At 74.3% G+C, this 19,825-nt stretch carries 20 protein-coding genes; 19 read left to right on the top strand and 1 reads right to left on the bottom strand.

Annotated elements, in window-relative coordinates:
* Positions 1–72 precede the first annotated feature (72 nt).
* Positions 73–780, bottom strand: a complete 708-nt coding sequence (locus FXF50_RS08610) for a hypothetical protein (RefSeq protein ID WP_148426700.1) — start codon at positions 778–780, stop codon at positions 73–75.
* A gap of 188 nt (positions 781–968) precedes the next feature.
* On the opposite strand from FXF50_RS08610, the gene FXF50_RS08605 reads away from it, so the two are divergent.
* From FXF50_RS08605 to FXF50_RS08515, 19 genes are all read left to right on the top strand, one after another.
* Positions 969–2,972, top strand: coding sequence for a histidine kinase (locus FXF50_RS08605; protein ID WP_148426699.1), 2,004 nt, complete (start codon positions 969–971; stop codon positions 2,970–2,972).
* A gap of 1 nt (position 2,973) precedes the next feature.
* Positions 2,974–3,648 (top strand): response regulator transcription factor, encoded by a 675-nt coding sequence (locus tag FXF50_RS08600; RefSeq protein WP_148426698.1) that lies wholly within the window; start codon positions 2,974–2,976, stop codon positions 3,646–3,648.
* A gap of 49 nt (positions 3,649–3,697) precedes the next feature.
* On the top strand, positions 3,698–3,979 hold the full coding sequence (locus tag FXF50_RS08595; protein WP_221623237.1) for a phosphoribosyl-ATP diphosphatase: 282 nt from the start codon (positions 3,698–3,700) through the stop codon (positions 3,977–3,979).
* Positions 3,980–4,023: 44 nt separating this feature from the next.
* Positions 4,024–4,869 (top strand): ATP phosphoribosyltransferase, encoded by an 846-nt coding sequence (gene hisG, locus FXF50_RS08590; protein WP_148426697.1) that lies wholly within the window; start codon positions 4,024–4,026, stop codon positions 4,867–4,869.
* Entirely contained in the window at positions 4,866–5,828 is a 963-nt protein-coding gene (locus tag FXF50_RS08585; RefSeq protein WP_148426696.1) for a DMT family transporter, read from the top strand. Before hisG ends, FXF50_RS08585 begins: the two co-directional genes overlap by 4 nt.
* Entirely contained in the window at positions 5,825–6,295 is a 471-nt protein-coding gene (locus tag FXF50_RS08580; RefSeq protein ID WP_255509954.1) for a PH domain-containing protein, read from the top strand. Before FXF50_RS08585 ends, FXF50_RS08580 begins: the two co-directional genes overlap by 4 nt.
* A gap of 332 nt (positions 6,296–6,627) precedes the next feature.
* Positions 6,628–7,278: a translation initiation factor IF-3 gene (gene infC, locus FXF50_RS08575; RefSeq protein ID WP_091263828.1), complete on the top strand. Its 651-nt coding sequence runs from the start codon at positions 6,628–6,630 to the stop codon at positions 7,276–7,278.
* Between the two features lie 18 nt (positions 7,279–7,296).
* Entirely contained in the window at positions 7,297–7,491 is a 195-nt protein-coding gene (gene rpmI, locus FXF50_RS08570; protein ID WP_148426695.1) for a 50S ribosomal protein L35, read from the top strand.
* 32 nt (positions 7,492–7,523) lie between these two features.
* Positions 7,524–7,916, top strand: coding sequence for a 50S ribosomal protein L20 (rplT, locus tag FXF50_RS08565; RefSeq protein WP_091263835.1), 393 nt, complete (start codon positions 7,524–7,526; stop codon positions 7,914–7,916).
* A 32-nt stretch (positions 7,917–7,948) separates the two neighbouring features.
* Positions 7,949–8,833: an RNA methyltransferase gene (locus FXF50_RS08560; protein WP_148426694.1), complete on the top strand. Its 885-nt coding sequence runs from the start codon at positions 7,949–7,951 to the stop codon at positions 8,831–8,833.
* 172 nt (positions 8,834–9,005) lie between these two features.
* Positions 9,006–10,079, top strand: a complete 1,074-nt coding sequence (gene pheS / locus FXF50_RS08555) for a phenylalanine--tRNA ligase subunit alpha (RefSeq protein WP_148426693.1) — start codon at positions 9,006–9,008, stop codon at positions 10,077–10,079.
* 40 nt (positions 10,080–10,119) lie between these two features.
* Positions 10,120–12,669: a phenylalanine--tRNA ligase subunit beta gene (gene pheT / locus FXF50_RS08550; protein ID WP_148426692.1), complete on the top strand. Its 2,550-nt coding sequence runs from the start codon at positions 10,120–10,122 to the stop codon at positions 12,667–12,669.
* Positions 12,670–12,829: 160 nt separating this feature from the next.
* Positions 12,830–13,831 carry an N-acetyl-gamma-glutamyl-phosphate reductase gene (gene argC, locus FXF50_RS08545; RefSeq protein WP_148426691.1) on the top strand — a complete coding sequence of 334 codons (1,002 nt, stop codon included), beginning with the start codon at positions 12,830–12,832 and terminating at the stop codon, positions 13,829–13,831.
* Entirely contained in the window at positions 13,828–15,000 is a 1,173-nt protein-coding gene (gene argJ, locus FXF50_RS08540) for a bifunctional glutamate N-acetyltransferase/amino-acid acetyltransferase ArgJ (RefSeq protein WP_148426690.1), read from the top strand. Before argC ends, argJ begins: the two co-directional genes overlap by 4 nt.
* 58 nt (positions 15,001–15,058) lie before the next feature.
* Positions 15,059–15,946: an acetylglutamate kinase gene (gene argB / locus FXF50_RS08535; RefSeq protein ID WP_148426689.1), complete on the top strand. Its 888-nt coding sequence runs from the start codon at positions 15,059–15,061 to the stop codon at positions 15,944–15,946.
* Complete coding sequence (locus FXF50_RS08530) at positions 15,943–17,142, top strand: acetylornithine transaminase (RefSeq protein ID WP_148426688.1); 1,200 nt, start codon at positions 15,943–15,945, stop codon at positions 17,140–17,142. The genes argB and FXF50_RS08530 overlap by 4 nt, the downstream gene beginning before the upstream one ends.
* A complete protein-coding gene (argF, locus tag FXF50_RS08525) occupies positions 17,139–18,062 on the top strand; it encodes an ornithine carbamoyltransferase (RefSeq protein WP_148426687.1) in 924 nt (307 codons plus the stop codon). Before FXF50_RS08530 ends, argF begins: the two co-directional genes overlap by 4 nt.
* Positions 18,059–18,574, top strand: coding sequence for an arginine repressor (locus FXF50_RS08520; protein ID WP_148426686.1), 516 nt, complete (start codon positions 18,059–18,061; stop codon positions 18,572–18,574). Before argF ends, FXF50_RS08520 begins: the two co-directional genes overlap by 4 nt.
* Positions 18,571–19,776, top strand: a complete 1,206-nt coding sequence (locus FXF50_RS08515; protein ID WP_148426685.1) for an argininosuccinate synthase — start codon at positions 18,571–18,573, stop codon at positions 19,774–19,776. Before FXF50_RS08520 ends, FXF50_RS08515 begins: the two co-directional genes overlap by 4 nt.
* Positions 19,777–19,825 lie beyond the last annotated feature (49 nt).

Here is a 19,825-nt window from a genome sequence, read left to right as displayed (position 1 = left end):
CGCACGCAGACGGGCCGTCCCCCTGGGGGGGGCGGCCCGTCTCCGTTCCCGCGACGCCGGGGCGTCAGCGCCTCACCGGCGGCGCAGCCGCACCGCGAACGTGATCGACGCGAGCAGCGGCCACAGCACCCAGCCGTAGAGCCCGACCAGCCAGGTGGTCTGGAAGACCGGCGACGGCACGACCACCCCGGCCACGCTGCTGAGACCGGCGACGGCGAGGACGATGCCGAGCCAGCACAGCCAGCGGGCCACGATCCGCCCGCGTAGGGCGGCCAGCGAGAACGCCCCCATCAGCAGCGACTGGGCCACCACGGCGATCTCGCCCAGCATCTGGCCGACGTGTGCGGTGGCGTACCACGTCTGCACCGTGGCGTCGTCGACCGCCGCCAGGTCGGGCAGCACCCAGAGCAGGGTGAAACCGGTGACGGACGTGTTGATCGCGGCCAGCAGGCCGCCGCCCAGCAGCGTGAGCCCGCCGAGCACCGAGTTCGGCGCGGCCTGCCGGACCAGGTTCGCGAGCCCCGCGGTGAGCACCAGCAACGCGACGACCGAGAGGACCCCGGCGAACGCGTTGAGCTGCAGGGTGGACGCGGCGTCGGCGGCCCAGGCCCGGATGCCGGCGGCGTCGGTCCGGCCCACCTCCGGCGACTCGGGGGTCCAGGTGCCGAACATCAACGCGAACAGGGCCAGGGAGGCGCCGGCCGCGACGCCCAGTCCGGCTCGCGCCGGAGCCTGCGGCGTGACCGGTTCGACATCGGCGCCGGTAGTGGTCGTGGACATGCGATCTCCAACGTGGTGAGAGGGTTCTGCCTGCCTCGACTCTTCGCCGACCCGCGCCCCGGGCGCGATGGACGCCCGTCCCCGCCGTGCCCACCCGACCGCCCGGACGGAACGGGACGAACGTCCCGCGACAGTGGGACACCGGCGACGTTAGGGTCGTCCGCACCGTCGGATGCGAGGAGGGTCCCGTGGCAGGTCGCGGCACCGCCCGTGCCGTCGCCGTCGGCAGCCTCGGCCTGTCGATCGCCTGCTACGGCCTGACCGTGGTGGGGGCGGGTTTCGTCTCCGGCGTCACCCCGCCGACCGCCGCGGACCTCGTCTGGTTCACCGGGTTCCTGGCCTTCCCGCTGGTGGGCGCGGTGATCGCGGTGCACCGGCCGGCCAACCGCGTCGGCTGGCTGTTCCTCGCCGTCGGGGTGCTCCAGTTCGGCGCGGCGGTCCTCGACGGCCTCGCCCAGCACACCCTGACGACGTGTCCCGGCTGCCCGATGGGCCCCGTGCTGGTCCTGGCGCAGAACGCGCTGTTCGCGGTCGCGTGGGTCTGCGCCACCACCTATCCGCTGCTGCTGTTCCCCGACGGCCGTCCGCCGTCGCCGCGCTGGGCGTGGATCCGCCCCGCCACCACGGTCGCGCTGGTGGTCGTCGTCGCCTCGGTCGTGGTCACCCCCGGTCGGGTGATCGAGGATGACGCGGCGGCCAATCCGTTCGGCGTGCCGGCGCTGGCGGGCCTCGCCCCGCTGATCACGAACGTCACCCTGTTCGCGCTGCTCGCCCTGACCCTGGCGGCGATGGCGTCGTTCATCGTCCGGTGGCGTCGGGCCGGCGGTGTGGACCGGCGCCGGCTCGCCTGGCTGGCGCTGGCCGCCCTGATCTTCATCGGCACGACGCTGACCGGCCTGCTCGTCGACCGGTGGACCGCGCCGTGGGTGGGCGCCCTGCTGGAGAGCGTCGGCATCGCCGCCCTGCCGGTGGCGACCGGGATGGCCGTCCTGCGGGCCAACCTGTTCGACATCGCCACCGTGCTCGACCGCACGCTCACCTACACCGCCCTGTCCGCGATCGTGGTCGTCACCTACCTCGGCTGCCTCGCGGTGACCTCCGCTCTGCTCGACCCGGCGGGAAGCCGGGGATCCTCGCTGGTGGCGACCGCCGTGGTCGCGGTCTCCCTCAACCCGGTGAAGGACCGTCTGATGAGCGGGATCGACCGGCTGCTCTTCGGCGACCGGGACCGCCCGTACGAGGTGGTGACCCGGCTGGCCGAGCGGCTGTCGCGCACCGAGGCGCTGGAGGAGCTGCTGCAGACCGTCACGGAGACGCTCACCACCATGCTCCGCGTGCCGTACGCCCGGGTCGTCCCCGGTGACCTGGTCGACCCCCCGGCCGACGCGCATCCGTTCCCGCTGGTCAGCAACGGCCGGCAGGAGGGCATCCTGCTGGTCGGGCGGCGCGGTGGCGACACCCCGTTCGAGGCGCGCGAGCTGGACCTGCTGGGCGACCTCGCCGGGCAGATCGCGGTCGCCGTGCGGGCGGCCCGGCTGGAGGAGGACCTGCGCGAGTCGCGGGAGCGCATCGTCCGGGCCCGGGAGGAGGAGCGGCGCCGGCTGCGGCGGGATCTGCACGACGGGCTGGGGCCACTGCTGGCGGCGGCCAGCCTCCAGGTCGACGTGCTCGCCGAGCGGGTCGCCGCGGACCCCACCGCCCATCCGCTCGCGACGAAGATCAAGTCCGTGATCGGCCAGTCCGTCTCGGACGTGCGGGAGATCGTGCACGGACTGCGCCCGCCGTCCCTGGACGATCTCGGTCTGCCCGGTGTCGTCCGCGAGCACGCCGCCGCGTTGCGCGCCACGGGGCTGGACGTCGACGTGGACTGCGACCACGACCTGCGGGTCACCAGCGCGGCCGTCGAGGTCGCCGCCTACCGCATCGTCACCGAGGCGATGACGAACGTGGCCCGTCATGCCCGCGCCACCACCTGCCGGGTCCGGATGGCCCTCCGGGACGGCCTGCTGCGGCTGGAGGTCGCCGACGACGGGTGCGGGCTGGTCGTCCCGCACCGGGACGGCGTCGGCCTGTCGTCGATGCGGGAGCGGGCCGACGAGCTGGGCGGCACGTTCGTCGTCGAGCCGCGAAGCGGCGGCGGCACGAGTGTGCGGGCGGAACTGCCGGTGCCCGTCGCGGCCGGGAGGAGTTGACATGCCGGACCCGGTGCGGGTGCTCCTGGTGGACGACCACCCGATCTTCCTGGACGGGCTGTTGACAGCGCTGGGCGGATTGCCCGGGATCGACGTCGTCGGCACCGCCGCCGACGGCGAGACGGCCCTGCTCGCGGTCGGGGAGCTGCGCCCCGACGTGGTGCTGATGGATCTCGCCATGCCGGGCATCGGCGGCGTCGAGGCAACCCGGCGGATCACCGCCCGGGGCGACGCCGCGGTGCTCGTGCTCACCATGCACGCCGACGACGAGTCGGTGTACGCCGCCATCCGCGCCGGCGCCGCCGGATACCTGCTCAAGGGCGCCGCCCGGGCCGACGTGACGCGGGCGGTGGCCGCCGTCGCGGCCGGCGAGGCGGTCTTCGGCACCGAGATCGCCCAGCGGGTGCTGCGCTTCTTCGCCGAGGGCCCCCGATCGGCGTCGGCCCGGCCGTTCCCGGAACTCACACCGCGGGAAATGGAGATCCTCGACCTGGTGGCGCACGGGCTCGGCAACCAGGCGATCGCCCGCCGGCTCTCCGTCGCCCCGAAGACCGTCCGCAACACCGTGTCGACGATCCTGGGCAAGCTGCACGCGGCCGACCGGGGCGAGGCCGTGGCCCGCGCCCGGGCCGCCGGCCTGGGACAACTGCCGGGCCGGCCGGCGACCGCGACCTGACCGCCATCCGGAACCGGCCGGACCCGGGGCGCACGGTCACCCGGGGCGGCTGGAAGAATCGCCTTCCGTGAAGACGTTCGAGGAGTTGTTCGCCGAGTTGCAGGCCAAGGCCGCCGCCGGCACCCCGGGCTCGGGCACGGTCGCCGCTCTGGAGAAGGGCGTGCACTTCATCGGCAAGAAGGTCGTCGAGGAGGCGGCCGAGTCGTGGATGGCCGCCGAGCACGAGGGCCCGGAGCGGGCCGCGGAGGAGATCTCCCAGCTGCTCTACCAGGCCCAGGTGCTGATGCTGGCCACCGGTCTCGAGCTGAAGGACGTCTACCGACATCTGTGAGTGCCCCGTCCGCTGATCACCTCCCCGATCGAAGGAGCACTCACATGCTGCGTGTCGCCGTACCCAACAAGGGCGCCCTGGCCGAGTCGGCCGCCGGGATGCTGCGCGAGGCGGGCTACCGCCAGCGCACCGACCCGAAGGACCTGGTCTGCCGGGACGAGCCCAACGACATCGAGTTCTTCTATCTGCGCCCCAAGGACATCGCCACCTACGTCGGCTCCGGCGACCTGGACGTCGGCATCACGGGGCGCGACCTGCTGGTCGACTCCGGCGCGCCGGCCGAGGAGGTCGTCGACCTCACCTTCGCCCGGGCCACCTTCCGGTTCGCCGCCCGCCCCGACGACGTGGACTCGGTCCAGCAGCTCGGCGGGCGCCGGATCGCCACCGCGTACCCGGGGCTGGTCGAGCGGCACCTGGCCGAGCTGGGCGTCAAGGCCGAGGTGATCCGGCTGGACGGCGCGGTGGAGAACGCCATCCGGCTCGGCGTGGCCGACGTGGTCGCCGACGTGGTGGAGACCGGCGCCACCCTGCGCCAGGCCGGCCTCGTGGTCTTCGGCGAGCCGCTGCTGCGCTCCTCGGCGGTGCTGGTCCGCCGGGCCGGCGCCCCCGGCAGCGCCCAGCAGGAGCAGTTGCTGCGCCGGCTGCACGGCGTGCTGGTCGCCCGCCGGTACGTGATGCTCGCCTACGACGTGCCGGCCGGCCTGCTGGACCGGGCCAGCTCGCTCACCCCGGGCATCGAGTCGCCGACGGTCTCCCCGCTGCACCGGGAGGGCTGGGTGGCCGTGCAGGCCATGGTGCTGCGCGACGACGTGCACCGGATCATGGACGAGCTGTACGAGCTGGGCGCCCGCGCCATCCTCGTCACCAACATCCACGCCTGCCGGCTGTGAGGCCGCTGCCGGTCCCGGCCGCCCTGGCCGTGGTCGTCCTGGGCGGGGTGGCCTCGGCCGCCCAGGGCGTGGTCAACGCCGAGCTGGGGGAGCGGGCCGGGGACCCGCTCATCGGCGCGGTGGTCAACAACGTCGGCGGTTGCCTGATCGTGCTGCTCGGGCTGGTCGCCGTCCCCTCGATGCGCGCCGGGCTGGCCGGGCTGCGCCGCTCCGGCCTGCCCTGGTGGGCCTTCCTGGGCGGCCTGGGCGGGGCGGCGATCGTGGTGATCGGCCCGTACGTGGTGCCGGCGCTCGGGGTGGCGATCTTCACGATCGCCCAGGTGGCCGGGGGCAGCCTCGGCGGCCTGGCCGTCGACCGTGCCGGGCTGGCGGCGACCGGCCGGCTGCCGCTCACCGGTCCCCGGGTCGTCGGGGCGCTGCTGGGGATCGCCGCGGTGACCCTGGCCCAGCTCGGCCGTCCGGTCGGCGACCTGGCGGTCGGGCTGGTGCTGCTCTCGGTCGCCGGCGGCCTGGCGGTGGCGTTGCAGTCCGCGCTCAACGGGCGGGTCGCCGCGGCCGTCGGCCCGGCCGCCGGCCTGGCGGTGAACTTCGCGGTCAGCACGTCGGTGATCGCCGCGGTGGCGGCGCTGGCCGCCGCGCTGGCCCGGCACCCGAGCTGGCCCAGCCAGTGGTGGCTCTACGTCGGCGGTCTCTTCGGCGTCGGGATCGTGCTCGCCCTGCTGGTCGGCGTCCGCGCCGCCGGGGTGCTGCGCACCGGCCTGGCGCTGGTGGCCGGGCAGCTCGGCGGGGCCCTGCTGCTGGACGTGGCGGTGCCCGGCGGTCCCGGGGTGCGCCTGCCCGTGCTGGCGGGGGCGGTGCTCACCGGGGTGGCGGTGCTGGTGGCCGGCCGGGGGCGCCGCGCCCCGCGCCGTGTGGCGGCGGAACCGGAGCGCGAGCCGGATGGCAGACTGGTCTCGTGAGTGACTCTGTGGTGACCGTGCGGCCGCGGCGGGTCCGGCTGGTCTGCTGGACGTCGGCCGTCACGCTGCTGGTGGTGTTCAGCCTGGTGGCCACCTCCCTGACCGGCGCCACCGGCGACGGCTACGGCTCGTTCCAGCGGGGCGACCAGCTCGCCATGGTGGGGCTGGGCGTCTTCGGGGCCCTCGGCTTCCTGCTCTTCACCCGTCCCCGGGTGGTGGCCGACGCCCGGGGTGTCCGGGTTCGCAACGTGATCGGCTCGTACGAGCTGCCGTGGGAGGTGATCCGCGGGGTCCGGTTCGACCGGGGCGCCCCGTGGGCCAGCCTCGAGCTGCACGACGACGACCTGCTGCCGATGGTCGCCCTCCAGGCCGCCGACAAGGAGCGCGCCGTCGAGGCGGTTCGCGCCCTGCGCCGCCTGCACCAGGCCCACCTGGCCGCCCTGGCCGACCCGGCCACGCCGCGCTGACCGCCCCGCCGCGTGCCGGTCGGCCCGGTTTGGGGAGGGCTGGGGCGAGGGTGTAGTGTTGCGGAGTCGACCAGACTGCCCTCCGGGCGGTCCTGAAGCGGAGCGCCTGCTCCCACCCGAGTCGCCCACCGTAGGTGGCCGGGTCCCGGTCTCCCGGTTCCGGGCACGTCCCGGTCCCGGATGCGCGATCCTGTGATCGTGCCGACCGGTCGAGTGGGCCCTGGCATGCGCCGGGGCCTTCTGCTTTCCGGGTCGGCTCCCGTCCGGGAGCCCGCGGAGTCGGCACCATGGAAGACTCGACTCGAGGAGGCCCCATCAGCGTCGAACCACGCGTGAACGAGCAGATCCGGGCACGTGAGGTCCGACTGGTCGGCCCTGAGGGTGAGCAGGTGGGCATCGTCCCGCTGGAGCGCGCCCTGCAGCTGGCCGCGGACGTCGACCTGGACCTGGTCGAGGTTGCGCCGATGGCGCGCCCGCCGGTGTGCAAGCTCATGGACTTCGGCAAGTTCAAGTACGAGAGCGCACTCAAGGCGCGCGAAGCGCGGCGTAACCAGCAGCAGACCGTCATCAAGGAGATGAAGCTCCGGCCGAAGATCGACCCGCACGACTACGAGACCAAGAAGGGTCACGTGGTGCGGTTCCTCAAGGCCGGCGACAAGGTCAAGGTGACGATCATGTTCCGCGGTCGCGAGCAGAGCCGCCCGGAGCTGGGTTACCGGCTCCTGCGCCGGCTCGAGTCCGAGATCACGGACCTGGGATACGTCGAGGCCGCTCCGAAGCAGGACGGCCGAAACATGATCATGGTTCTCGCTCCGCACCGGGCCGTGAAGGCCTCCGCGGTCGCCGCCACGGCGTCCCGCGGCGGGCCCCGCGACCGGGCCGCGGAGGAGTCGGCCGCCCCGGCAGGTGGCGAGACCCCGGCGGCCGGCGAGACCGCAGCAGCCGGCGAGACCGGCCCGACCGCTGACACCAGCGGCCAGTAACAGGGAGAGACGTTCCACATGCCGAAGATGAAGAGCCACACGGGTATGGGCAAGCGGGTCAAGGTGACCGGCAAGGGCAAGATCGTCGCCCAGCAGGCCGGCCTCCGCCACAACCTGGAGAAGAAGCCCTCCACCCAGACCCGGCGGCTGACCGGCACGGTCGAACTGGCCAAGGCCGAAACCAAGCGCATCAAGAAGCTGCTCGGCCGCTGACGCGCGCCACCTGAACCGAAGAAGGAGTTGAGATGGCACGCGTCAAGCGGGCTGTTAACGCCCAGAAGAAGCGTCGTACCCTGCTGGAGACCGCGAGCGGCTACCGCGGTCAGCGCTCCCGGCTCTACCGCAAGGCCAAGGAGCAGGTGCTGCACTCGATGCAGTACTCCTACCGGGACCGTCGCGACCGCAAGGGCGACTTCCGGCAGCTCTGGATCCAGCGGATCAACGCCGGCGCCCGGGCCAACGGCCTGACCTACAACCGGCTGATCCAGGGCCTGCGCCTCGCCGGCATCGAGGTCGACCGCAAGATCCTGGCCGACCTGGCCGTCAACGACGCCGCGGCGTTCGCCGCGATCGTCGAGCTGGCCCGCGCCGCCGTGGCGGCCGAGGGCACCGGTGGCGCCGCGGCCCAGGCCGCCTGATCCACCGGCACCAGCAGATCGAGGCGTCTCCCATGCCGTCAGCACCGCACGGGAGGCGCCTCGACGCTGTTCCCGGCCCGTTCACCCCGCGTACCCCGCGGGTGGTCGCCGCCCGCCGGCTCCAGCGCCGGCGGGACCGGGAGGCCACCGACCGGTTCCTGGCCGAGGGGCCGCAGGCCGTCCGCGAGGCGCTGGCCCGCGCCGGCACCGTGGTCGAGCTGTTCGGCACCCCGGCCGCCCTGGACCGGCACGCCGACCTCGCCGCGCGGGCGGCCCGCGCCGACGTGCCGGTCTCCGAGGTCACCGACGAGGCCCTCGCCGCGCTCGCCGAGACCGTCGCCCCGCAGGGCCTGGTCGCCGTCTGCCGGCACCTCGACGTACCGCTGGAGGCCGCCCTGGCGCGCGGACCGCGCCTGGTCGCGGTGCTCGCCGAGATCCGCGACCCGGGCAACGCCGGGACCGTGCTGCGCACCGCCGACGCGGCCGGCGCCGGCGCGGTGATCTTCGCCGGTGACGCCGTCGACCCCTACAACGGCAAGTGCGTGCGGGCCTCCGCCGGCAGCCTCTTCCACGTCGACGTGGTCCGTGCCGCCGAGCCGGTCGCCGTGGTCGCCGCGCTGCGGGCCGCCGGGCTCACCGTCCTGGCCACGACGGGGTACGGCGACAGCGACCTCGACGACCTCGCCGACGCCGGCCGGCTCGCCGCCTCGACCGCCTGGCTCTTCGGCTCGGAGGCGCACGGGCTGCCCGAGGAGTTGACCGCCGCGGCCGACGCCCGGGTGCGGGTGCCGCTGCACGGGCGCGCCGAGAGCCTGAACCTGGCTGCGGCCGCGGCCGTCTGCCTGTACGCTTCAGCGAGAGCTCTGCGCCGACCCGCGGGTCCGCGCGGCCACACAGCAGGGGAGTCAGCCGGATGATGAACGCGCCACGGCGTTCGTTTAGCCAGCCCGCCGGTGCCGGCGGGCGGCGGGCCTGACCCTTCCTCCTGCGCGAAACTCCCACCGGCGGGCTGCGGCGAAGCCGCGCGTCCGTAGACTCGCCTAGCCGCCCGTGAGGGCCGGCGCCGCCGTGAGGGAGTGCCCGTACGCCATGAGCTACCGCAACGATCCGTACGACCCGAAGCAGGTCGCCCTGCTCGACCCGGACGCCCTGGCCGCGGCCGTGGCCGACGCCGAGAAGGCGTTCGCCGCCGCCGCCGACCCGGACGCGCTGACCGCGCTGCGCCCCGCGCACCTCGGGGACCGGTCCCCGGTGTCCCTCGCGCGCCGGGAGATCGGCGCGCTGCCGCCCGCCGCCAAGTCCGACGCCGGCAAGCGGGTCAACGAGGCCCGCCGCGCCATCGAGACCGCGTACGCGGCCCGGCAGGAGATCCTGGAGCGCGAGCAGGCCGAGCGGGTGCTGGTCGAGGAGCGGGTCGACGTGACCCTGCCCTACGATCGGCGGCCGCGCGGCGCCCGCCACCCGCTGAGCATCCTCATGGAGCAGATCAGCGACCTGTTCATCGGGATGGGCTACGAGGTGGCCGAGGGTCCCGAGGTCGAGCTGGAGTGGACCAACTTCGACGCGCTGAACATCCCCGCCGACCACCCGGCGCGCGGCCTCATGGACACCTTCCACATCGCGCCGCAGCCCGGCGCGGACAGCTCGGGCCTGGTGCTGCGCACCCACACCTCGCCGGTGCAGGCCCGCACCATGCTGACCCGCAAGCCGCCCATCTACGTGGTGGTGCCCGGCCGGGTCTACCGCACCGACGAGCTGGACGCCACCCACGCCCCGGTCTTCCACCAGGTCGAGGGCCTCGTGGTCGACAAGGGCATCACGATGGCGCACCTGCGCGGCACGCTCGACCACTTCGCCCGGGCCATGTTCGGCGAGGGCGCGAAGACCCGGTTCCGGCCGCACTACTTCCCGTTCACCGAGCCGTCCGCCGAGTTCGACGTGTGGTTCCCGGAGCACCGGGACGGTCCGCAGTGGGTCGAGTGGGGCGGCTGCGGCATGGTGAACCCGCGGGTGCTGCGCGCCTGCGGCATCGACCCGGAGGTCTACTCCGGATTCGCCTTCGGCATGGGCATCGACCGGACCGTGATGTTCCGGCACGGGGTCAGCGACATGCGGGACATGGCCGAGGGCGACGTGCGGTTCACCCGCGCGTTCGGGGTCTGACGGTGCGGGCACGAGTTACGGAGACGGTGGTTTAACAGTCATGCGAGTTTCTGTCAGTTGGCTGCGGGAGCACGTCGACCTCCCGGCCGACCTGCCCACCGGCGACCTGGAGCAGGCGCTGGTAGACCTCGGCATCGAGGTCGACTCCGTGGTGGACCTGCGGGAGACCGTCACCGGCCCGCTGGTGGTCGGTGAGGTCCTGGAGATCGAGGAGCTGACCGGCTTCAAGAAGCCGATCCGGTTCTGCCGGGTGGACGTCGGCGCCGCCAACGGCACCGGCGAGCCGCAGGAGATCGTCTGCGGGGCGCGCAACTTCGCCCAGGGCGACCGGGTCGTGGTGATCCTCCCCGGCGGCGTGCTGCCCGGCGACTTCCACATCGGCGCGCGCAAGACGTACGGGCGCAACTCGAACGGCATGATCTGCTCCGCCAAGGAGCTGGGCCTGGGCGACGACCACTCGGGCATCATCGTGCTGCCCGAGGACACCCCGGCCAAGCCCGGTGACGACGCCCGCCCGGTGGTCGGCCTCGACGACGTCGTGGTCGAGCTGGAGATCACCCCGGACCGCGGGTACGCGCTCAGCGTCCGGGGCCTCGCCCGCGAGCTGTCGCACGCCCTCGGTGTGCCGTTCCGCGACCCGGCCGACATCCCGGCCCCGGGCGCGACCGCCGAGCCGGCGTACCCCGTCGAGGTGCGCGACACCGTGGGCTGCGACCGGTTCGCCGCGCGGATGGTCCGCGGCGTCGACCCGACCGCGCAGACCCCCGGCTGGATGTCCCGGCGGCTCACCGTGGCCGGTGTCCGCAGCATCTCGCTGCCGGTCGACATCACCAACTACCTGATGCTCGAACTCGGCCAGCCGATGCACGCCTTCGACGCCGACCGGATCAGCGGACCGCTGGTGGTCCGCCGGGCCGAGGCGGGGGAGAAGCTGACCACGCTGGACGGTGTCACCCGCACGCTGGTCGCCGAGGACATGGTGATCTGCGACGACACCGGCCCGATCTCGCTGGCCGCGGTGATGGGCGGCGAGACCAGCGAGGTCATCGCCTCCACCACCGACGTGCTCTTCGAGGCGGCGCACTGGGACCCGGCCATGGTGGGCCGCACCGCCCGGCGGCACAAGCTGTTCAGCGAGGCGGCCAAGCGCTGGGAGCGGGGCGTCGACCCGGCGCTGCCGCTGGTCGCGCTGGAGAAGGCGGTCCGGCTGCTCACCGAGCACGCCGGTGGCACGGTCGGCGCCGAGGTCCTCGACATCAACCACGTCCGGCCGCGCACGCCGGTGACCCTGCCGGCGGACCTGCCCTCGCGGCGGGTCGGCGTGGCGTACCCGACGGAGCGGGTGGTGGAGCTGCTGGAGCAGGTCGGCTGCACGGTCACCCGGGGTGCCGACCGGCTCGCCGAGGACCCGGGCGAGACCGGCGCCGCCGCCGCGGCCGGCGGTGACGTGCTGAGCGTGACCCCGCCGAGCTGGCGGCCCGACCTCACCGACCCGGCCGACCTGGTCGAGGAGGTGGTCCGCCTCGACGGCTACGACCGGGTGCCGTCGGTGCTGCCCACCGCGCCCCCCGGCCGCGGCCTCACCCCGTCGCAGCAGCGCCGCCGGGCGGTCGCCCGGTCGCTCGCCGAGCGCGGGTACGTCGAGGTCCTGGCGCACCCGTTCGTGTCCGCGGAGCTGGCCGACCAGCTCGGCCTGCCGGCCGACGACCCGCGCCGCCGCGCGGTGCGGGTGGCCAACCCGCTGTCCGAGGAGGAGCCGCTGCTGCGCACCACGCTGCTCGGCCCGCTGCTCGGCATCCTCAAGCGAAACGTCGGCCGGGGCCAGCGGGACGTGGCGATCTACGAGATCGGCACGGTGTTCCACCCGCGCCCGGGCGCCGGCGCGCCGCCGGCCATGGGCGTGGACCGGCGCCCGACCGACGAGGAGTTCGCCCGCGCCGACGCGGTGGTGCCGGACCAGCCGCGGCACGTGGCCGTGGCGCTCACCGGCGAGATGGATCCGGCCGGCTGGTGGGGCGCGGGACGCGCGGCCGGCTGGGCGGACGCCGTCGAGGCCGGCCGGACGGTGCTGGCCGCCGCCGGCATCCCGGCCGACCGGGTCACCGTCCGGGCCGCCGAGCGCGCCCCCTGGCACCCCGGCCGCTGCGCCGAGCTGCTGGTGGACGACACGGTCGTCGGGTACGCCGGTGAGCTGCACCCGACCGTGGTGGCGACGTTGGAGCTGCCCCGGCGGACCAGCGCCATGGAGCTGAACCTGGACGCGCTGCCCGCCGCGCCGGTGGTGGCCGGCCCGGCCGTCTCCACCTTCCCGCCCGCCCTCATCGACGTGGCGCTCGTGGTGGACGAGTCGGTCCCGGCCGCCGAGGTGGAGCGCGCCCTCGTCGAGGGGGCCGGCCCGCTGCTGGAGGACGTCCGGCTCTTCGACGTGTACGCCTCCGAGCAGCTCGGCGCGGGCCGCCGGTCGCTGGCGTACAAGCTGACGTTCCGGGCACCGGACCGGACCCTCGCGGGCGAGGAGGCGGTGGCCGCCCGGGACGCGGCGGTCGCCGAGGCCGCCCGCCGCTTCGGCGCCACCCTGCGCGGCGCCTGAGAACACCTGCCGACGACGGCCCTGCGGGTTACCCGCAGGGCCGTCGTCGTTTGTCCGGATGCTTCCCGCCGGCTGTGCAGCTTCATGCAGTGTGCCGTATTAACTTGCAGGAACGGATCATCGCTGCTAGCCTTCGTTGCATAGTCATGCGGAGGTGAGTATGGGCATCCGAGTCGCAGTCGCCGGCGCGAGCGGGTACGCCGGCGGCGAGCTGCTCCGGTTGCTCGCCGGGCACCCCGAGTTCGACCTGGTCGCCGCCACCGCCCACGCCTCGGCCGGCCGGCCCGTCGCCGCCGTACACCCGCAGCTCGTTGGGCTGGACCTGGTGTTCGGGGCGACCGACCCGACCACCCTGGCCGACGCGGACCTGGTCTTCCTGGCCCTGCCGCACGGCCAGTCGGCGGCCCTCGCCGCGGCCCTGCCCGGCCCCGTCAAGGTGGTCGACCTGGGCGCGGACCACCGGCTGCGCGACGCCGACGCCTGGGCCCGCTACTACGGCGGCGACCACGCCGGCGCCTGGACCTACGGGCTGCCCGAGCTGCCCGGACAGCGGGCCGCCATCGCGGCGGCCGACCGGGTCGCGAGCACCGGTTGCTACGCGGTCGCCACCACCCTGGCGCTCGCCCCGCTGATCGCCGCCGGCGCGGTGTTCCCCACCGACGTGGTGGTGGTCGCCGCCTCCGGCACCTCCGGCGCCGGCCGGGCCGCCAAGCCGCACCTGCTGGGCAGCGAGGTGATGGGCGACCTGTCGCCCTACAAGGTCGGCGCCCACCAGCACGTGCCCGAGATCAAGCAGGCCACGGGCGCGACCAGCCTCTCCTTCACCCCCGTCCTGGCGCCCATGCCGCGGGGCATCCTGGCCACCGTCACGGCCGTCCCCACCGGCGACGCCGACCCGCGCGAGGTCCTCGCCGCCGCGTACGCCGACGAGCCCTTCGTGCACGTCCTGCCCGAGGGGGCCTGGCCGCACACCGCTGCCACCGCGGGCGGCAACTCCTGCCACCTCCAGGCCACGGTCGACGTCGACTCCGGCCGGGTGATCGTGGTCAGCGCCATCGACAACCTGGGCAAGGGCGCGGCCGGCCAGGCCGTGCAGAACGCCAACCTGATGGTCGGCCTCCCCGAGACCACCGGCCTCTCCGCGATGGGAGTAGCCCCATGACAGTCACCACCCCCCGGGGCTTCCGCGCCGCCGGCGTGGCCGCCGGCCTCAAGGTCAGCGGCGCCGGCGACGTCGCCCTCGTCGTCAACGACGGCCCCGACGCCGGCGTCGCCGGCGTCTTCACCGCCAACCGGGTCAAGGCCGCGCCGGTGCTCTGGACCCAGCAGGTCGTGCGCGGCGGCGTGGTCCGCGCCGTGGTCCTCAACTCCGGCGGCGCCAACGCCTGCACGGGCCCGGCCGGCTTCCAGGACACCCACGCCACCGCCGAGCACACCGCCGCCGTGCTCACCGCCAGCAGCCCCCGGCTCATGGTCGGCGCCGGCGAGGTGGCGGTCTGCTCCACCGGCCTCATCGGCGAGCGCCTGCCCATGGACAAGCTCCTCCCGGGCGTCCGCGGCGCGGTGCGCGGCCTGTCCCGCGACGGCGGCCACCCGGCCGCCGAGGCGATCATGACCACCGACACCCGGCCCAAGACCACCGTGGCCCGGGGGAGCGGCTGGACCGTCGGCGGCATGGCCAAGGGCGCCGGGATGCTCGCCCCGGCCATGGCCACCATGCTCTGCGTGCTCACCACCGACGCGGTGGCCGGGCCGGAGACCCTGGACGCCGCGCTGCGCGCCGCCACCCGGGTCACCTTCGACCGGGTCGACTCCGACGGCTGCATGTCCACCAACGACACCGTGCTGCTGCTGGCCAGCGGCGCCTCCGGCATCGAGCCCAGCGTCGCGGAGCTGACCGCCGCGGTGACGGCCGCCTGCCACGACCTCGCCCAGCAGTTGGTCGCCGACGCCGAGGGCGCCACCAAGCAGATCGCCATCGACGTGGTCGGCGCGGCCGACGAGGACGACGCGGTCGAGGTGGGGCGCTCGGTGGCCCGGAACAACCTGGTGAAGACCGCGCTGTTCGGCAACGACCCCAACTGGGGGCGGATCCTCGCCGCCGTGGGCACCACCGCCGCCACGTTCGAGCCGGACGGCGTGGACGTCGCGGTCAACGGGATCTGGGTGTGCCGGGGCGGCGCGGCCGCCGAGGACCGGGCCAAGGTGGACCTCGCCGGCCGCGACGTCACCATCCGGATCGACCTGCACGCCGGCGAGGCGGCGGCCACGATCTGGACCAACGACCTGTCGCACGCGTACGTGCACGAGAACTCGGCGTACTCATCGTGAGCGCGAGGAACGCAGCGCAGCGGAGTACCGCAGTCGCGAACGGAAAGCCGACGCGGTCATGAGCCTCACCGCCGACCTCACCCGGGCGCAGGCCAAGGCCGAGACGCTGATCGAGGCCCTGCCCTGGCTGGCCCGCTTCTCCGGCGCCACCGTCGTGGTCAAGTACGGCGGCAACGCCATGGTCGACCCCGAACTCCAGCGGGCGTTCGCCGCCGACATGGTCTTCCTCCGGTACGCCGGCCTCAAGCCGGTCGTCGTGCACGGCGGCGGTCCGCAGATCTCCGCCATGCTCGGCCGGCTCGGCATCGCCAGCGAGTTCAAGGGCGGCCTGCGGGTCACCACCCCCGAGGCCATGGACGTGGTCCGGATGGTCCTCGTGGGGCAGGTCGGCCGCGAGCTGGTCGGGCTGATCAACGCGCACGGCCCGTTCGCCGTGGGCCTCTCCGGCGAGGACGCCGGGCTGTTCACGGCGGTGCGCCGCCCCGCGTACGTGGACGGGGAACCGGTCGACGTGGGGCAGGTCGGCGACGTGGAGTCGGTGGACGTCTCCGCGGTGGCCGACCTCATCGCGGCCGGCCGGATCCCGGTCATCTCCACCGTCGCGCCGGACGCGGACGGGGTGCTGCACAACCTCAACGCCGACACGGCCGCCGCCGCGCTCGCCGTCGCCCTGGACGCCCGCAAGCTGGTCGTCCTCACCGACGTGCCCGGCCTCTACGCCGACTGGCCCCACACGGCCAGCCTGGTCAGCGAGATCACCACCGACGACCTGGCGAAGCTGCTGCCCACCCTGGAGTCCGGGATGGTCCCGAAGATGGAGGCCTGCCTGCGGGCGGTGCGCGGGGGAGTGCCCGCCGCGCACGTCGTCGACGGCCGGGTCGCCCACTCCACGCTCCTCGAAGTGTTCACCTCGGAAGGATTCGGCACGATGGTGGTCGACTCATGAGCACGCTCGTCGCACGCTGGGGCGCCGCCATGATGGACAACTACGGCACCCCGCCGCTGGCGCTCGTCGCCGGCTCCGGCGCCGTCGTGGTGGACGAGACCGGCCGGGAGTACGTCGACCTGGTCGGCGGCATCGCGGTCAACGCCCTCGGCCACGCCCACCCGGCCGTGGTGGCCGCCGTGTCCAAGCAGGTCGCCACCCTCGGGCACGTGTCGAACCTGTTCGTCGCCGAGCCGCCGGTGGCCCTGGCCGAGCTGCTGCTGGCCCTGGCCGGCCGCCCCGGCCGGGTGTTCCTGGCCAACTCGGGCGCCGAGGCCAACGAGGCCGCGTTCAAGCTCTCCCGGCTCACCGGGCGCACCCACGTGGTGGCCACCCACGGCGGCTTCCACGGCCGCACCATGGGCGCCCTGGCGCTGACCGGCCAGCCCGCCAAGGCCGACCCGTTCCGCCCGCTGCCCGGCGAGGTCACCCACGTGCCGTACGGGGACGCCGCCGCCCTGGCCGAGGCGGTCACCGACGCCACCGCCATGGTGATCGTCGAGCCCATTCAGGGCGAGAACGGCGTCGTCGTCCCGCCGCCCGGCTACCTGGCCGAGGCCCGCCGGATCACCGCCGCGCACGGCGCGCTGCTGGTGCTCGACGAGGTGCAGACCGGCGTCGGCCGCACCGGGCACTGGTTCGCCCACCAGGCCGAGGGCGTCGAGCCGGACGTCGTCACCCTGGCCAAGGGACTCGGCGGCGGGCTGCCGCTCGGCGCCTGTATGGCCTTCGGGCGGGCCGCCGACCTGCTCACGCCCGGCTCGCATGGCACCACGTTCGGGGGAAACCCGGTCAGTTGCGCCGCCGCGCTCGCCGTGGTCGCCACCATTGCCAACGAGGGGCTGCTCGACCACGTGAAGCGGATCGGGGAGCGGCTGCGGCGCGGCGTCGAGGGGCTCGGCCACCCGCTCGTCACCGAGGTCCGCGGCGCCGGCCTGCTGCTCGGCATCGTGCTCGACGCGCCGGTCTCCGGCGCGGTGACCGGCGCGCTGCGCGAGGCCGGGTTCCTGGTCAACCCGGTGCAGCCGAGCGTGGTCCGGCTCGCCCCGCCGCTGATCCTCACCGCCGAGCAGGCCGACGCCTTCCTCGCCGCGCTGCCCGCCGCCCTGGACGCCGCGGCGCCCGCCCCCACCGCCACCACGGAGGTCCCCGCATGATCCGCCACTTCCTGCGGGACGACGACCTCACGCCCGCCGAGCAGGCGGCCGTGCTCGACCTGGCCGCCCGGATGAAGGCCGACCGGTTCGCCCACAAGCCGCTCGCCGGGCCGAGGTCGGTGGCGGTGCTCTTCGACAAGCAGAGCCTGCGCACCCGGATCTCCTTCGACGCCGGCATCGCCGAGCTGGGCGGGCATCCCCTCGTGGTGGACACCCAGGTCACCCACTTCGGCCGGGGCGAGACCCTCGCCGACGCCGGCCGGGTGCTGTCCCGCTACGTCGCCGCGATCGTGCTGCGCACCCACGGCGACGACCGGATCGCCGAGGTCGCCGCGCACGCCACCGTGCCGGTGGTCAACGCGCTCACCGACACGTACCACCCCTGCCAGCTCCTCGCCGACCTGCTCACCGTCCGGGAGCGCTGCGGCGGCACGGCCGGGCGCACCCTGGCGTACGTCGGGGACGCGGCGAACAACATGGCGCACTCGTACCTGCTGGCCGGGGCGACCGCCGGGATGCACGTGCGGATCGGCGGCCCGGCCGGATTCCAGCCGGATCCCGAGATCGTCGCCCGGGCCGAGAAGATCGCCGCCGGCGCCGGCGGGTCGGTGCGGGTCCTCACCGACCCGGTCGAGGCGGTCCGCGCCGCCGACGTGGTCGCCACCGACACCTGGACCTCGATGGGCCAGGAGTCCGACGGCCAGGACCGGATCACCCCGTTCCTGCCGTACCAGGTCAACGACGCGCTGCTCGGTCACGCCGCGGCCGGCGTCATCGTGCTGCACTGCCTGCCCGCCCACCGGGGCGAGGAGATCACCGACGAGGTGCTCGACGGGCCGCGCAGCGCCGTCTTCGACCAGGCGGAGAATCGCCTGCACGCCCAGAAGGCGCTGCTGACGTTTCTCCTGGAGGCATCATGACCGCCCCGCTGACCCGTACCGCCCGGCACGCCCGCATCGTGGAGCTGATCCGCGACCAGGCCATCCACTCGCAGAGCGAGCTGGCCGACCTGCTCGCCGCTGACGGCATCCAGGTCACCCAGGCCACCCTCTCCCGGGACCTCAAGGAGCTCGGGGCGGTCACCGCGCGCGGCGGCGACGGGCGGGGCGTCTACCTGATCCCCGAGGACGGCCACCGGCCGCTGCGCGAGGCCGAGGCGGCGCCGGCGCGCCTCGTCCGGCTGCTGCGCGAGTTGCTCAACGGGGTCGACTCCAGCGGCAACATCGCCGTGCTGCGCACCCCGCCGGGCGCAGCCCACTATCTGGCCAGCGCGTTGGACCGAGCGGGCCTGTCCGAGATCGTCGGCACCATCGCCGGCGACGACACCATCCTCGTCGTGGCCCGCGAGGCCGTCGGCGGCGCCGCGTTGGGCGAGAAGCTCGCCGCGTGGGCCCGCCGCGAAGAGAACGTTGAAGGGAGCACCACACCATGACCGAGCGGGTCGTCCTGGCGTACTCCGGGGGTCTCGACACCTCCGTCGCCATTCCCTACCTGGCCGAGCAGACCGGCGCCGAGGTGATCGCGGTCGCGGTCGACGTCGGGCAGGGCGGCGAGGACCTGAACGCCATCCGGCAGCGCGCGCTCGACTGCGGCGCCGTCGAGTCCGAGGTGGTGGACGCGCGCGACGAGTTCGCCGCCGAGTACTGCCTGCCGGCGATCCGGGCCAACGCCCTCTACATGGACCGCTACCCGCTGGTCTCCGCGCTGTCCCGGCCGCTCATCGTCAAGCACCTGGTGGCCGCGGCCAAGAAGCACGGCGGCACCATCGTGTCGCACGGCTGCACCGGCAAGGGCAACGACCAGGTCCGCTTCGAGGTCGGGCTGAACGCGCTCGCCCCCGACCTGAAGATCATCGCGCCGGCCCGCGACTTCGCCTGGACGCGGGACAAGGCGATCGCCTTCGCCGAGGAGAAGGGCCTGCCGATCGACGTGTCGGCGAAGTCGCCGTACTCCATCGACCAGAACCTGTGGGGACGCGCGGTGGAGACCGGCTTCCTGGAGGACATCTGGAACGGCCCCATCGAGGACCTCTACTCGTACACGGCCGACCCGGCCGAGCCGCGGGACGCCGACGAGGTGGTCATCACCTTCGACGCCGGCGTGCCGGTCGCCGTCGACGGCGAGACCGTCACGCCGTACCAGGCGATCCTGGAGCTGAACCGGCGCGCCGGCGCCCAGGGCGTCGGCCGGCTCGACATGGTCGAGGACCGCCTGGTCGGCATCAAGAGCCGCGAGGTGTACGAGGCCCCCGGCGCGATCGCCCTCATCGCCGCCCACCAGGAGTTGGAGGCGGTCACCGTCGAGCGGGACCTGGCCCGGTTCAAGCGCGGGGTCGACCAGCGCTGGGGCGAGCTGGTCTACGACGGCCTCTGGTTCTCGCCGCTGAAGAAGTCCCTCGACGCGTTCATCGACGACGCCCAGCAGCACGTCTCCGGCGAGGTGCGGCTCACCCTGCACGGCGGCCGGGCCACCGTCACGGGCCGGCGCTCCGAGGCCAGCCTCTACGACTTCGGCATGGCCACCTACGACACCGGCGACACCTTCGACCAGTCCCTCGCCAAGGGCTTCGTGCAGCTCTGGGGCCTGCCCAGCAAGATGGCCGCCGCGCGGGACGCCCGGCTGGGCGGACTCTGATCGTGAGTGCGAGCGCGAGGAATGAAGGAGCGAAGCGAGTGAGCCCCGC

Source organism: Micromonospora sp. AP08 (assembly GCF_008085935.1).
Taxonomy (GTDB): Bacteria; Actinomycetota; Actinomycetes; order Mycobacteriales; family Micromonosporaceae; genus Micromonospora; species Micromonospora chersina.
This window is presented reverse-complemented; position numbering and strand designations above follow the sequence as displayed.